The 14,037-nt window shown below is 64.8% G+C and carries 16 protein-coding genes; 9 read left to right on the forward strand and 7 right to left on the reverse strand.

The genetic code is table 11. The annotated features are described in order from the left end of the window. Window positions 1-84 precede the first annotated feature (84 nt). Window positions 85-342, reverse strand: a complete 258-nt coding sequence (locus OC450_RS29875; RefSeq protein ID WP_211386353.1) for a hypothetical protein — start codon at window positions 340-342, stop codon at window positions 85-87. A 246-nt stretch (window positions 343-588) separates the two neighbouring features. Between OC450_RS29875 and coaD the strand changes: the two genes are divergently transcribed. The 6 genes from coaD (at window position 589) to OC450_RS29905 (ending at window position 5,084) form a co-directional block, all read left to right on the forward strand. Further along, window positions 589-1,086, forward strand: a complete 498-nt coding sequence (gene coaD, locus OC450_RS29880; RefSeq protein ID WP_211386354.1) for a pantetheine-phosphate adenylyltransferase — start codon at window positions 589-591, stop codon at window positions 1,084-1,086. A gap of 37 nt (window positions 1,087-1,123) precedes the next feature. Next, on the forward strand, window positions 1,124-1,699 hold the full coding sequence (locus OC450_RS29885; RefSeq protein WP_211386355.1) for a peptidylprolyl isomerase: 576 nt from the start codon (window positions 1,124-1,126) through the stop codon (window positions 1,697-1,699). A gap of 9 nt (window positions 1,700-1,708) precedes the next feature. Further along, a complete protein-coding gene (locus tag OC450_RS29890; RefSeq protein ID WP_211386356.1) occupies window positions 1,709-2,119 on the forward strand; it encodes a hypothetical protein in 411 nt (136 codons plus the stop codon). Beyond that, window positions 2,116-2,580: a peptidylprolyl isomerase gene (locus tag OC450_RS29895; RefSeq protein ID WP_028144513.1), complete on the forward strand. Its 465-nt coding sequence runs from the start codon at window positions 2,116-2,118 to the stop codon at window positions 2,578-2,580. Before OC450_RS29890 ends, OC450_RS29895 begins: the two co-directional genes overlap by 4 nt. 138 nt (window positions 2,581-2,718) lie before the next feature. Further along, window positions 2,719-3,792 (forward strand): tRNA preQ1(34) S-adenosylmethionine ribosyltransferase-isomerase QueA, encoded by a 1,074-nt coding sequence (gene queA / locus OC450_RS29900; RefSeq protein ID WP_262049196.1) that lies wholly within the window; start codon window positions 2,719-2,721, stop codon window positions 3,790-3,792. A 161-nt stretch (window positions 3,793-3,953) separates the two neighbouring features. After that, the gene (locus OC450_RS29905; protein WP_262049197.1) at window positions 3,954-5,084 is read left to right on the forward strand and encodes an acyltransferase family protein; all 1,131 of its coding nucleotides are present in this window, start codon (window positions 3,954-3,956) and stop codon (window positions 5,082-5,084) included. Between the two features lie 39 nt (window positions 5,085-5,123). On the opposite strand, the gene OC450_RS29910 is transcribed toward OC450_RS29905, so the two are convergent. From OC450_RS29910 to OC450_RS29925, 4 genes are all read right to left on the reverse strand, one after another. Next, window positions 5,124-6,161: an aspartate-semialdehyde dehydrogenase gene (locus tag OC450_RS29910; RefSeq protein ID WP_262049198.1), complete on the reverse strand. Its 1,038-nt coding sequence runs from the start codon at window positions 6,159-6,161 to the stop codon at window positions 5,124-5,126. A 232-nt stretch (window positions 6,162-6,393) separates the two neighbouring features. Further along, the gene (locus tag OC450_RS29915; RefSeq protein WP_211386498.1) at window positions 6,394-6,996 is read right to left on the reverse strand and encodes a PepSY domain-containing protein; all 603 of its coding nucleotides are present in this window, start codon (window positions 6,994-6,996) and stop codon (window positions 6,394-6,396) included. A 249-nt stretch (window positions 6,997-7,245) separates the two neighbouring features. Then, the gene (locus OC450_RS29920) at window positions 7,246-7,992 is read right to left on the reverse strand and encodes a TetR/AcrR family transcriptional regulator (RefSeq protein ID WP_211386360.1); all 747 of its coding nucleotides are present in this window, start codon (window positions 7,990-7,992) and stop codon (window positions 7,246-7,248) included. A 134-nt stretch (window positions 7,993-8,126) separates the two neighbouring features. Further along, on the reverse strand, window positions 8,127-9,296 hold the full coding sequence (locus tag OC450_RS29925; RefSeq protein WP_262049199.1) for a patatin-like phospholipase family protein: 1,170 nt from the start codon (window positions 9,294-9,296) through the stop codon (window positions 8,127-8,129). A 215-nt stretch (window positions 9,297-9,511) separates the two neighbouring features. Between OC450_RS29925 and tgt the strand changes: the two genes are divergently transcribed. Continuing rightward, window positions 9,512-10,660 carry a tRNA guanosine(34) transglycosylase Tgt gene (gene tgt, locus OC450_RS29930; protein WP_211386362.1) on the forward strand — a complete coding sequence of 383 codons (1,149 nt, stop codon included), beginning with the start codon at window positions 9,512-9,514 and terminating at the stop codon, window positions 10,658-10,660. A gap of 17 nt (window positions 10,661-10,677) precedes the next feature. On the opposite strand, the gene OC450_RS29935 is transcribed toward tgt, so the two are convergent. After that, entirely contained in the window at window positions 10,678-10,896 is a 219-nt protein-coding gene (locus OC450_RS29935; protein ID WP_211386363.1) for a hypothetical protein, read from the reverse strand. Window positions 10,897-11,119: 223 nt separating this feature from the next. On the opposite strand from OC450_RS29935, the gene cysK reads away from it, so the two are divergent. Then, window positions 11,120-12,097, forward strand: coding sequence for a cysteine synthase A (gene cysK / locus OC450_RS29940; RefSeq protein WP_262049200.1), 978 nt, complete (start codon window positions 11,120-11,122; stop codon window positions 12,095-12,097). A gap of 3 nt (window positions 12,098-12,100) precedes the next feature. Further along, entirely contained in the window at window positions 12,101-12,343 is a 243-nt protein-coding gene (locus OC450_RS29945) for a BrnA antitoxin family protein (protein WP_256806623.1), read from the forward strand. Window positions 12,344-12,537: 194 nt separating this feature from the next. On the opposite strand, the gene OC450_RS29950 is transcribed toward OC450_RS29945, so the two are convergent. Next, window positions 12,538-13,953, reverse strand: coding sequence for a caspase family protein (locus tag OC450_RS29950; RefSeq protein ID WP_262049201.1), 1,416 nt, complete (start codon window positions 13,951-13,953; stop codon window positions 12,538-12,540). Between the last annotated feature and the right edge of the window lie 84 nt (window positions 13,954-14,037).

Raw genomic sequence — 14,037 nt, forward strand, 5'->3', positions numbered from 1 at the left:
GCATCACCCAGTCTGCGACGGGACGTCGCAAATATCCATGGGGTTTATCTTGAGGGTAACCGGACGCGAAGCTGACAGACGCGACTACGGGGTGCGGTCGGCGGTCACGAGGCGAGCCTCGCGGATGTTGGTCTTGGTACCGGCCTGACGGAGGCACGATGCCTCGAAGTTCGGCCAGGCCTGCTGCGAGCAGTCCTTGCCGATGGTGCGGATATCGAGCCGGTCGCTCTTGGCGAGCGGCTGCGGCACGCTGGCTTCGACGGTCGGGGCAAAGCCGGGCAGGATGGTGAGGGCGGCAGCAACACATGCAGAGATGGCGATCGCTGAAAGAGCCTTGATCATTGACGGTCCCCTGTGATGTGGCCGCCACGCCCAGTGTGCGGCCCGTCGTTCGTTGGCCGGATTAGTAACCATGGCCAGTTTCCGGACGTCTTCGCCGGCACGGGAAATGGTTTCGTTCGCGCGTCCTTTGTTTCGTGGCCGCCCTCAGGACGAAACAATTCGCGGAATCCGACATGGTTTTGCGGAAATAACGCCGGGGAACCTGCCCGGCTTGCCGGGCCGGGCCGGGCGCGGTAGGAGGGAGCTATGCCGCGCATCGCCTTCTATCCCGGTTCCTTCGACCCCATCACCAACGGCCATCTGGACGTGGTCCGGCACAGCGTGTCCCTGTGCGACAGGCTCGTTGTCGCGATCGGGGTCCATCCCGGCAAGAAGCCGCTGTTCTCGACCGAGGAGCGGCTGAAGATGCTCGAGGACGTCTGCGGGCCGGTCGCAGTGCAGGCCGGCTGCGTGCTCGAGACTGTGACGTTCGACGATCTGTCGGTGACGGCCGCGCGCAAGCATGGCGCGACCATCATGATTCGCGGCCTGCGCGACGGTACCGACCTCGACTACGAGATGCAGCTTGCCGGAATGAACGAGGCCATGGCGCCGGAGGTGCACACGGTGTTTCTGCCGGCCTCTCCCATGGTCCGCCCGATCACCGCCACTTTGGTGCGCCAGATCGCGGGCATGGGCGGAGATGTTTCGACCTTCGTGCCGCCGCTCGTAGCAAGTCTGCTCAAGGCCAAATTCGCCGGATAACGGCGCACTTCTTCATCTCACCTGATCCGGAGTTTTCATGATCCGTCGTCTCGCAATTCTTGCCACGATCGTTGCCGCGCTCGTCAGCGCGGTCCCGGCGGTGGCGCAGCAACTACCGGCGAACCTCGACAAGGCCAACGCGCTCGTCATCGACACCACCAAGGGCCGCATCGTCATAAAGCTGAGGACCGACCTGGCGCCGCAGCATGCGGAGCGCCTCAAGCAGCTCGCGCGCGAGGGCTATTACAACAACGTGCCGTTCCACCGCGTCATGGACGGCTTCATGGCGCAGACCGGCGACGGCCAGAACTTCAACGGCACCGGCGGCTCGAAATACCCGAACCTGAAGCAGGAATTCTCCAAGGTGCATTTTGCGCGCGGCATCGTCGGGATGGCGCGGCGCGGCGACAGCGTCGACACCGCCAATTCGCAGTTCTTCATCATGTTCGCCGACGGCGGCAGCCTCGACAACCAGTACACAGTGATCGGCGAGGTCGTGCAGGGCATGGACGTCGTCGACAAGCTGAAGAAGGCGCCGCCCGGATCGAGCAGCGGCACCGTCACCGATCCCGACAAGATGGTGAAGGTGCAGGTCGCCTCCGACATCAAATAGGAGAGGGCGATGACGCGCTGCGGCGGCAAGCTCCTGCTGATCGCCGCTGCGCTGCTGCTCGGCGCCTGTCCCGCGACTGCCGAGGACGCGCAGGTCAACACCATCCAGGACATCTTCCGGCATCTGCGCACCTGCTGGAAGCCGCCGCCGCCGGCCAAGGCTCGCCCACTCGACATCACCGTCGTCGTGAGCTTTAACCGGTCCGGAAACATTCTGGGCCATCCGAGGATTACCTATGAATCCGCGGAGGCCTCCGACGATGACCGGCTGCAATACCGGATCGCAGTGATGGAGGCGTTGCAACGTTGCACGCCGATGCCATTTACCGATGCGATGGCCGGCGCCGCCGCAGGGCGTCCATTTACGATCCAGTTCCGTAGCCGGAAGACTTCACCCCCAACGCAAGAGAGACGAGCATGAGCGCCACCGAAAACACATTGATCCTCGAGACCACGCAGGGCCCCGTCACCATCGAGATGCGGCCTGATCTGGCGCCCGGCCATGTCGCGCGCATCAAGGAGCTGGTGCGCGAGGGCTTCTACGACGGCATCGTGTTCCACCGCGTCATCGACGGCTTCATGGCGCAGACCGGCTGCCCGCAGGGCACCGGCACCGGCGGCTCCGGCAAGAAGCTGAAGGCAGAATTCAACAAGGAGCCGCATGTGCGCGGCACCACCTCGATGGCGCGCGCCGCGAGCCCCGATTCCGGCGACAGCCAGTTCTTCATCTGCTTCGACGACGCCCGCTTCCTCGACAACCAGTACACGGTGTGGGGCAAGGTCACCGAGGGCATGGAGAACGTCGACAAGATCAAGCGCGGCGAGCCGGTGCAGAACCCGGACAAGATCGTCAAGGCGCGGATGGCCGCGGACGCGGAATAATTGCTCGCCCCTCATCCTGAGGAGCGCGGAACGCGCGTCTCGAAGGATGAAGGCCCCGCTGCTGCAGCTCGGCTTTCATGGTTCGAGGCGGGCTAAGCGCCTCCTCACCTTGTTTGACTGTGTGGCGCTGAGCCCGACATGCGCACCGATCTCTTCGATTTCGACCTGCCTGCCGAGCGCATCGCGTTGCGCCCGGCAAGCCCGCGCGACTCCGCCAAGATGTTGGTCGTGGAAGGCGGCGCGCTGCGCGATCAAGCGATCGCCGACCTGCCGCACTGGCTCCGCTCCGGCGACCAGCTCGTCGTCAACGACACCAAGGTGATCGCGGCGCAATTGAAGGGCCGGCGCATCGGCCGCGAGACCGAGCCGAAGATCGAGGCGACGCTGATCAAGCGCATCGACGGCTCGCGCTGGCAGGCGCTGGTTAAGCCCGCCAAGAAACTTGCCGCCGGCGATCGCATCCGCTTCGGCAACGAGGGCAAGGTCTGCCTGCTCGGCCATCTCGACGCCGAGGTCGAGGCCAAGGGCGCCGAGGGCGAGGTGACGCTTGGCTTCTCGTTCCACGGCCCGGCGCTCGACCAGGCGATCGCCGATCTCGGCAGCCCGCCGCTGCCGCCCTATATCGCCTCCAAGCGCACGCCCGACGATCAGGACCTTGCCGACTACCAGACCATGTTCGCGGCGAACGAGGGCGCCGTTGCCGCGCCGACCGCGGGCCTGCATTTCACGCCCGCGCTGGAGCAGGCGCTGCGCGCGCGCGGCGTCGGCCTCAACCGCGTGACGCTGCATGTCGGGGCAGGCACGTTCCTGCCGGTGAAGGTGGACGATACCGAAGGCCACAAGATGCATGCCGAGTGGGGCACGATCTCGGCCGAAACGGCTGCGAGGCTCAACATCGCGCGAAACAACGGCGGCCGCGTCATTGCCGTCGGCACCACGTCGCTGCGGCTGCTTGAAAGCGCCGCGAGCGTGGACGGCACCATCCAGCCGTTTGCGGCCGAGACGTCGATCTTCATCACCCCCGGCTATCGCTTCCGCGCCGTCGACGTGCTGATGACCAATTTCCACCTGCCGAAGTCGACGCTGTTCATGCTGGTGTCGGCATTCTCGGGGCTGGAGACGATGAAGCAGGCGTACGCGCATGCCATCGCGAATGGCTATCGGTTCTACTCGTATGGGGATGCCTGCCTGCTGTTCCGCTCGCAGGATTAGCGCCGCGCCGCCAGGTTCGAGGCATGTTTGCTGTTTCGCAAGTAATTGAGCGTATCGTCGTGCCGATTTGATGGACGATCGAGGTGTTCCCGATGCGGGCGGTTTGCCGGGCGGGGAGGGTTCGCCAGCCGGCGTCGTCGATCAGCTGAGGAACCGCACACTTGCCGAGCCCGGCAACGCCCACCGCAATGGCCCCGTTCACGGAACGAACATTCGTCGCACTCGACGGGTTGCGGGGTATCGCGGCAATCATGGTCGCCCTGCGGCATGCTCCGTTCCTCTGGGACGTCCCGGCCGGGTCGACCGGATGGATGAGGAACAGCTATCTGGCTGTCGATCTGTTCTTCGTTCTGTCGGGCTTCGTGCTGGAGCACGCCTATCGAAAACGCTTCCGCCAGGGGTTGTCGGTCCGGTCTTTCATGCTCGACAGGCTGCAGCGGCTATACCCGTTATACGCTCTGGCGTTCCTCGTCTCCTTGCCTTTCCTCCTCGGGCAATTTGCAGATGGCGTGCCGGATCCGGCGCAAATGATCCTCGGCCTCCTTTGCAGCGCGCTGATGCTGCCGACCCCCAATCCCGGTCATCCCGGCGCCGATCTCTACCCGTTCAACTTCGCCGCCTGGTCGCTGTTCTTCGAGCTTGCGGCAAACCTGCTGTTCGCGGCCTTCGGACCACGGCTCGAGACGAAAACCCTGATCTGGCTCGTCAGCGGCTTCGCGCTTGGCCTTGTGGTCTGCGCCATCACGGGATGGCTCGGGTTCGGCATCGAAGTCGGCAAGCGGGGAGTTCTCGGCGGCGGACCGACCTGGGAAACCATGGGCGCGGGTGTGATCCGGGTCGGGTTCTCGTTCTTTGCGGGGGTCCTGATCTACCGATTCTATGAAAAGGCCCGATTGCCGCCGGCGAGTCCCGGAATGGCAATCGGGGCCTTTGCTCTCGTCAGCGTTGTTCTCGCAACGGGTTTTCCCGGAGGTCTCGATCTCGCGTTGAGCCTGCTCTCCGTCATCGTCGTATTTCCGCTGGCCATCATGATCTGCGCGCGATTTGATCCTCCGAGCGGCGCCTTGACGAATACGATGCAGACCCTCGGACTGCTGTCCTACGGGATCTATGTCCTGCAGGTCGTGACGTTCCATGTGGTGGAGGTCTGCGCGCAGCATCTCGGGACCCGATCCGCAATCGTCGGGCTTGCCGCACTACCGGTTGTCTTGGCGGCGGCGTACGCAGCCACCGTTTTCGTCGACGTTCCAGTCAGGCTTGCGATGAAACAGGCATTGAAGCGGCGCGCGTAGGACAGGCGGACGCTTGGCGCCGCCTGTCCGCTGGTCAACTCACGCCATCACGCGCTGCGGCAAGAGTTCGGCGATCTGCACCGCGTTCAGCGCCGCGCCCTTGAGCAACTGATCCGCCGCCACGAACATCGAGATCGAATGACCCGAGGGATCGCTGAGATCCTTGCGGATGCGGCCGACCAAAACTTCGTCCTGGCCCGAGGCGTCGATCGGCATCGGGAAATAGTTCCTTGCGCGGTCGTCGACCACCTTCACACCGGGCGCCTGCGCCATGATGGCGCGGACCTGGTCCTCGCTGATCGGCTTCTCGCATTCGAAGGTGATGGCCTCGCAATGGGCACGCAATACCGGCACGCGCACGCAGGTGACGCCGATCGCGATCGCCTCGTCCTCGAAGATCTTGCGGGTTTCCTTGATGACCTTGGTCTCTTCGTCGTTGTAGCCGGTCTCGGGATCGATGGCGGTGTTGTGGTTGAACAGGTTGAAGGCGTAGGGGTGCGGCATCACCCTGGGCGTATAGACTTGGCCGTTGAGATTGGCGCGGGTGGACTCGACGAGTTCCTCCATCGCGGCGGCGCCGGCGCCGCTCGCGGCCTGATAGGTCGAGATGATCACGCGCTTGATGCGGTTGTTCTGGTGGATCGGCCACAGCGGCACCAGCGCGGTGATCGCGGCACAATTCGGGTTGGCGATGATGCCCTTGTGATCGCGGATACGCTTGCCGTTGACCTCCGGGATCACCAGCGGCACGTTCGGATCCATGCGGAAGGCGGAGGAGTTGTCGACCACGACGGCGCCGGCCTTGACCGCGAGCGGCGCGAACTTCCTGGAGATGCTGCCGCCGGCGGAAAACAGCGCGATGTCGACGCCGTCCAAGGCGCGCTCGGTCAGCTCCTCGATGACGACGTTTTGGCCACGGAACGACACCGTCTTGCCGGCCGAGCGGGCGCTGGCCAGCGCCTTGAGCTTGCCGACGCGAAAGCCGCGCTTGTCCATGGTGGCGATGAATTCGGCGCCCACCGCACCGGTGACGCCGACAATCGCGACGACGGGATCGTTACTCACATTCTCCTCCATTGCATTGAGATCAAGACAACAAAAAAGCCCCGGACCATCGTGGGCGGGGCTTCGGTAGAGCTGATTGCGTTTTAGTCGACGACTATAAGCGCACGCCTCCCCGGGCCCCGAAGGCCGCGGTGGTTTTGGTCGTGCGTTTGGTGGTCGTGATCATGGCGGCGACTTATGGGGGAGAGTTTTGCGCCCGTCAATGGCTTTTCGGCAGGATTGCGGCCGCGCGAGGGACCTGTCGCTATTTGGCCCGGGCGCCCGGCGGCTCCAGGATGACCTCCTTGAGGTCGTCGCCGCTGATCACGACGATCGCGAAATTGAGCCGTCCGCCTTCGCGCACCAGCCCGCCGCTGATTGCCTTGCCCGAGGCCGCGCGTTCGGCGACCCGCACCGCATCGGTAAGCCGTTGCCGGATGGCGCCCAGCGCTGCGAGGTTGCTGCGATCGTCGCCGTCGAGCTCGGCCAAGGGGAGGGCGGCTTCTCCGCCGACGAACTCGCCGGTCGTGGCATTGATGGTGTGGCGCCAGATCCGGTCGTTGTGCAGGGTCTTCACCCGGTAGACCGGCACGCCGGAGGCTCCATCGAAACTCACATCTGCCGTGGTGGCGCCGGTGTGGCGGGCTTCCGCAATCGCCATGGCCTGGCGGATCGAGATCGACGAGCTGCGGAAGCGTTCGATCTCTCGGCTGACAGCCTGGCGATCCGCTTCGGCATCACCATCTGTGTCGCTGTGAAGCGTGGTCGGCGTGCCCGCGGTGACGATCGCCCGCGCCGGCGCCGCAACAAGGAGCGCAGACAAGCTGATCGCCAGCAACGGCAAGGTCCATCGTTTGGTTGGCTTCATGTTCGAAACCTCCGACCGGCTCGCTGGCCCGATCATCCGAAAGAAGTCGCGGCCGACCTTGGGCATCGGCCGGCCGCGGAACGTCGCTACGGGCTGCACCCGGTGCGGCGATCAAGCGGTGCGGACCTCTTGGGGCTGGTGAAAAAGCGGTCCGTATCGCCCTATAACTAAACCATACCGTATCGTTTTATTTTGGTCAATCGTGCGGGCATATCCCTCCGGGGAATAGGGCGCAACCTCACGGAATTGTCAGCGGGACTGGCGCCGCCGCGGCGTGCCCTTGGCCGCGTCCCGGACGCGGTCCGCAGGTCCAATCGCACCGGCCAGGAACAGCTTGATCGCAGCCCGCATCCGCTTTTCCGCGGGCTTCAATTCGAGCGCCGTTCCGAACGTCGCCATGCGATGGGTGTGACCGACGACGACGTCGAGGAAAACTTCCGCCGCGATAGTGGTGTCGTCGACGTCGAGCGCGCCTTGCGCCGCCAGTTGGTCGAAGAAACGCGCCGTGGTGGCGACGGCCTTGAGCCAGCCTTCCTCCTTGCCCAGCTTGGCCACGTCGGGGAAGTTGATGGCTTGTGACGTCATCATGCGGCTGAAGGCGACGGCATCGGGACCGCAGGTGAATGTCAGCATCTCGCGCCCGATCTCGACCAGCCGCTGCTCGACGGAAATGTCCGAGCCGCTGGAGAGCTGCGTCTCGGCGGCTGCCGACAGCGGCGCAAGCCACCGCGCGATCTCGCGCCTCAGCACCGCCGCGAACAGGCCACGCTTGTCGCCATAACGGGAATAGACGGTCGGCTTGCTCACCCGCGCCGCTTCGGCGACTGCATCGAGCGAGGTCGCGTCGAAGCCGCGGTCCAGGAACAGGCGGGTCGCGACCTCGATCAGGCGCTGATCGCGCTCGATCGCGGCGGTTTTGGTCGGCCGGCCGCCGCGCGATTTAGGCACCTCGCGCCGCGGCGCAGCCGCTCTTGTCCTGGTCGCAGTCAATCCCATGCCCAATGATTCCTGCGCGGTCGTGACATCAGTCATTGCTCTATAACGCGCAGCAACCGGGGCGTCATGGCGAATCTGGCCGAATTGGCCGCATCTTCAACGGTTTTCGCATGGCGTCGTTCCGTCGCGACAGATCACGGAAGTGTCGAAGTCCAGGCCTGGCCCGAAGCCGCCTTCTCGTATCCGTACTGATAAAGCGCCCGCATATAGGCGGTGTCGAATCCTTCCGAAGGCGCCGCCGGATAGTCGCGCGCGATGTAGGAGAGGTGGAATCCCAGGTGGTTGCGCTTGGCGAAATCATAGGTCGAGAAGATGATCGAACGGGTCTGCGACTGGGTGATCGACGACAGGCTGCGTGAGGCGACGTCGATGGTGCTGTTGGAGACGAGCTCGAAGTTGCGTTCGATCTTCTTGTTGACGAGGATGTAGATGTCCATCCTCGCATTGCCGGGCAGGCGACTGCCCTGGAACAGCAGGGCTTCAGGCAATGTCAGCACTGGGGCCGTCACGCCGCCGTCGACGTGCATCTCCTGAAACTTGCGGCCCTGGCCTTCGGCGTCGATCATGATGGGCGGAAACACCAGGGGTATGCTGGCGGAGGCCGCCATCACGTCGCGAAACAGCTCGAGCGCCTCGGGCGTGCCGACCGCTGCGATCTTGCCCATGTCCCAGATCGCGGTGCGCTGGGTGTCTAGATCGGTGGTGACGACCAGCAGCCGTCGGCCCTTGGCATATTCGCGCGCGACCTGAGCCAGGATCTCCGGCCCGACATAGCGCGCAACGAGCTCGCGCAGCCGAGTGTTGCCGAACAGGCCGGAGCCAAACAGGACCCGCATGATGCTGGGGTCGTTCAGCAGGCTCTCGGCGATGCCGCTGGTGTAGACGTCTTTCAGCGTATCGTCGTATTGCGGACCGAGAAACGCAAAGGGCGCGATCAGGCCGCCGGTGCTGACGCCGGAGACAACGGAGAAGGTCGGGCGGGTGCCGGCCGCACTCCAGCCGCTGAGCACGCCGACACCGTAGGCGCCGTCGGCTCCCCCGCCGGAGAGCGCCAGATAGCTCCTCGTCGCCGGAAAGCTGAATTTCGTGATGGGCTCGTCGGCGTAGCGCCTCAAGCCGTCGATATCGAGCACGCGCGAATTGCCGGCATCGGCCGCCGTGTAGGGCGTCCGCGGCAACGTCGTGCAGGCGCCCAGCGCAAGGCTGCACGCGAGGAGCTGGAATGCGATCAGGCGGGCGCCTGTTCGCCTGATCCAGCCAAGCAGGTGGCCGGACGCGTCAGTCGAACTCGAAGGGGAGGGCATCGTCGGTGGCTGGCGATCACGCTTGTACCGCCGCCGGCAACCTTGCCGCGGCAGCTCGTCCGGCCCCACGGATAAAACTACACTGTATCGTTCTGTTTAGCAAGCGCGGGGGCGCTTCTGGGCTCGTCGATTGTGTCCCGGTATGAGGCACAAGCCGGCCGCAGCATCGCCTGAGCGGGTTGATCGGCTTCCTCCGACACGCAATAAGCACCGCCATGAATCGCCCTGACACCGATCTGCCCAATCATTTCGAACTGCTTGCCACCGATGGCGCCGCGCGCACCGGGCGCCTGACCACGCCGCACGGCGTCGTGCGCACGCCCGCCTTCATGCCGGTCGGAACCGCCGGCGCCATGAAGGGCATGCACTGGCGCGAGGTGCGCGAGGCCGGTGCCGACATCGTGCTCGGCAACACCTATCATCTGATGCTGCGTCCCGGCGCCGAGCGGATCGCGGCGCTCGGCGGCTTGCAGCGGTTCACCGGCTGGAACGGGCCGATGCTGACGGATTCCGGCGGCTTCCAGGTGATGTCGCTGTCGGACCTGCGCAAGGTGACCGAACATGCCGTGACCTTCCGCTCGCATATCGACGGCGCCAAGGTCGAGCTGTCGCCGGAGCGCTCGATCGAGGTGCAGCGCTTTCTCGGCTCCGATATCGCCATGCAGATGGACGAATGCGTGCGGCTGCCGGCCGAGCGCGCCGACATCGACCGCGCGATGCAATTGTCGCTGCGCTGGGCCGAGCGCAGCAAGCGTGCCTTCGAGAGCGCGCCCGACGGCTATATGCTGTTCGGCATCGTGCAGGGCGGCGACGTGCCGCAGCTTCGCCATGCCAGCGCCGAAGGACTCGTCGCGATCGGCTTCCATGGTTACGCGATCGGCGGTCTCGCCGTCGGCGAGCCGCAGGCCGTGATGCTGGCAATGATCGACGAGACCGCGCCGCTGCTGCCGCGAGAGCGACCGCGCTATCTGATGGGCGTCGGCACACCCGACGACATCCTCGAAGCGGTCAAGCGCGGCATCGACATGTTCGACTGCGTGATGCCCACGCGCAATGGCCGGCATGGGGTTGCCTTCACGCGCTTCGGCCAGGTCAATCTGCGCAACGCGCGCCACGCCGACGATCCGCGTCCGCTCGATGACGAGAGTTCCTGGCCGTCGGCGCGCAATTACGCGCGCGCCTATTTGCACCATCTCGTGAAGGCGGGCGAGACGCTGGGAGCGATGCTGCTGTCCGAAATCAATATCGCCTACTACCAGTTCCTGATGCAGGGCATCAGGGACGCGATCGCGCACGGAACGTTCGAGCAGTTCTATCAGCGTACGCGTGAAGACTGGGCGAGGGGCGACATCGCCCCGCGCTAGCTAGAGCGTCGCAGGCGTCAGTTGCACACGAGGCGCTGCTTGACCATGTGCTTCGTCACGAAGCCATAGCCGCAATTGTCGCACGTCCAGAGGTAGCTGATCATGTGGTCCGACACATATGCAGACGCTTCGGCGGCGACCATGGAGTCGGCGCAGACGGGGCACGTGGGCAACTCGCTACAACGCGGATCGCGCTGGTGTGCGACGGTCGACAACACTTCAGCGACTGCTGACATCGTGGTGACCTCCCTGCTTTGAGACGTAAGTCTAACATAAACAGAATCAGTTGACGAGGTCGCAACACAAATGCGTTGGTTTTCTGATAATTAATGCTCACGCGATTTTGCGATGCAGCGTATTTAACATGTGCCCCATTGCCGCTTGCGTGTCGCCGCCAGCTGTCCGTAACTGCGCAAGGGCCACGATAGAAGCGCGAATTGTTGCCAGAGGGAGTTCATCATGGACGCATCGTCCAACAGGGGTGCGGCGCACCAACCAGGTCGCGGCCGAATTTATGACTCGATCGTCGAGGCTTTTGGCGACACGCCGATCGTTCGGTTGCGACGGCTGCCGGGCATGCACGGCGTGAACGCGACGATTTTGGCAAAACTTGAATATTTCAACCCGGCCGCCAGCGTGAAGGATCGCATCGGCGCCGCCATGATCATCGCGATGGAGAAGGCCGGCATCGTCAAGCCCGACACCGTCCTGATCGAGCCGACCTCCGGCAACACCGGCATCGCGCTGGCCTTCGTCGCGGCGTCACGGGGGTATCGGCTCAAGCTGGTCATGCCGGAATCGATGTCGATCGAGCGGCGGAAGATGCTGGCCTTTCTCGGCGCCGAGCTGGTGCTGACGCCCGCCGCGCAAGGCATGAAGGGCGCGATCGCGACGGCTGAAGAGTTGTTGAAGACGACACCGAATTCGGTGATGCCGCAGCAGTTCAAGAACCTCGCCAATCCCGAGGTGCATCGCCGCACCACGGCAGAGGAGATCTGGAACGACACCGCCGGTACCATCGATTTCTTCGTCGCCGGCGTCGGCACCGGCGGCACCATCACCGGGGTCGGCCAGGTGCTCAAGCCGCGCAAACCCTCGCTGCGCGTGGTCGCGGTCGAGCCTGAGGAGAGCCCGGTGCTCTCCGGCGGCCAGCACACACCGCACAAGATCCAGGGCATTGGCGCCGGCTTCGTCCCCGACATTCTCGACCGCGCCGTGATCGACGAGATCGTGAAGATCAACTCGACGACGGCGATCGAGACCTCGCGCGCGCTGGCGCGGCATGAGGGCATTCCGGGCGGCATCTCGTCTGGCGCGGCGATCGCGGCGGCCCTCGAGATCGGCAAGCGGCCGGAAACTGCGGGAAAGACCATCCTGGCTATAGTGCCGTCTTTCTCCGAGCGGTATCTTTCGACGGCTCTGTTTGAGGGAATCTAGGACATGGCGGATCAACCACCGAGGCGGCCGCGCACGCTCGGCGATGCCAGGACCGAAGCCGAGGCGGCGTTCAAGAAGGTGACGGCCAAGGTCGCTGCGGCGCCGCCGAAGCAGAACGTGGCGCCAGGCATCAAGGAGCAGGTCACGCTGCGCATCGACCAGGACGTGCTCGAGTTCTTCCAGGGGGGCGGTCCCGGCTGGCAGGATCGCATCAACGATGCGCTGCGCAAGGCGGCGGGGAAGTAGGGGCTCTTTCTGGAGCACACACGGTCCTCATCCTGAGTAAGACCGCGGAGCGGTCGTCTCGAAGGATGACCACTGGAGAGGCAGGGGTCTTCATGGTCTGAGACGGCGCTCTGCGCCTCCTCACCATGACGGGCGGAAAGAGAAAAAGCCCGGCGTAAGCCGGGCTCTTGCGTCTTTGGATCTGGCCTTGCGCCTCAGCGGCGGAACATGCCGCCCATCATGCCGCCGACGACACCGCCGACGAAGGCCGCGCCGGCATCGCCGCCGCCGTTGTGACGGGGGGCCGGGGCGCTCTGGGCCTGTGCGGGGGCACGTCGGGCCGGCTTCGCGCTCTCATCGCTCGCCGTGGCCGGCGCGGCCACGATCTCGGAGAGCAGAGCCTTGTGCTGGAGCTTGTTCAGGTAGCCCGTCGACGGATAGCCGCGGGCGGCCTGCCAGCGCTTCAGCACCGTGCGGGTATCCTCACTGAAGGCGCCGGTGACCTTGGTGTCGAAGCCGAGACCGGTCAGACGGCGCTGCACGTCGCGGCGCTGGCCCTTGTCGAGGCCGATCTGGTCCTCGGTGAGCTGGCTCGCATCGTCGGTGAAGGTGGCGGGGTCGACACCAGCGTTCAGGTTTCGGGTCGTCGTCGACGGGCCGCTCTTGACCGCGGCGAGCCGCGCCAGCGCCAGCGCCTTGAACTGACCGTTCGGGTAGGCGGAGAGGTAGGCGTTGAGCTCTTCCGGCTTGTTGCTCTCCTTGACCGAGCGCCAGTATTCGAGCTCGACACCATCCGAGCTGCTGGTCGCCGCCGGCACGACACCCGCGGCCGTCGGCGCCGCATTGGCAACCTGGGTGGTCGGGGCCTGGTTGAGATAGACCGCGCCGATCAGGTTGGTGTGGCCCCAGGGCAGCTGGCCCTTGTGGGTCTCCTCATTGACCTGGGCGCGCACCGACGTCATCGCCTGCTGGATCTCGACACCGGGCTTGGTGATGTTGTCGATCAGAGCGCGGGTGAACGGGCTGTTGTTGCCCTCCTGGCCGTCGAGCGCGGTCTGGCCGGGTCCGGTGGCGAATGCGATCAGCGTGCCTTCGCCCGACTTCATCTCGGCAAGACCGCTCTGCACGTTGACGCTGCGGGTCGCGGAGTTCGACTTGATCTTGGCGGCGAACGGATTGTCGCGGCAGGCGTCGAGGAAGACGAGCTTGACCTTGGCATCGCCCATGGTCTGCTCGAGCGTCAGGTCGATGTTGATGGCGGCCCCTAACTTGACGTCCATCTCCGACTTGATGTCGGCGTCGACGGGCAGGAGGTAGTTGCTGCCGCCGACGGCGATGCCGTGGCCGGCATAATAGAACACCGCGACGTCGGAGCCCTGCGCCTTGCGGCCGAAGTCCAGCAGCTTCTCCGTCATCTGGTCGCGGGTGAGGTTGGATCCCTCGATCACCTCGAAGCCGACATTGCGCAACGTCGCCGCCATCGCCTTGGCGTCGATCGGCGGGTTCGGCAATTGCGCGACGTTTTTGTAGGTACCATTGCCGACGACGAAAGCCACACGGCGGTCGGCCTTCGCGGCGCTGACCGACAGTGCCATGCACATCAGCGAAGCGAGGAGGGTGAGAGTGCGCATCTGAAATCCCCAACAGAATCGAATTGCAGGCAGCAACAAATTGGCCGCAAACCTACACGAAATCGCCCGGCTCCGTGCAAGCAA

Origin of the sequence: Bradyrhizobium sp. Bra78 (genome assembly GCF_024519855.1) — a bacterium.
GTDB lineage: Bacteria > Pseudomonadota > Alphaproteobacteria > Rhizobiales > Xanthobacteraceae > Bradyrhizobium > Bradyrhizobium japonicum_G.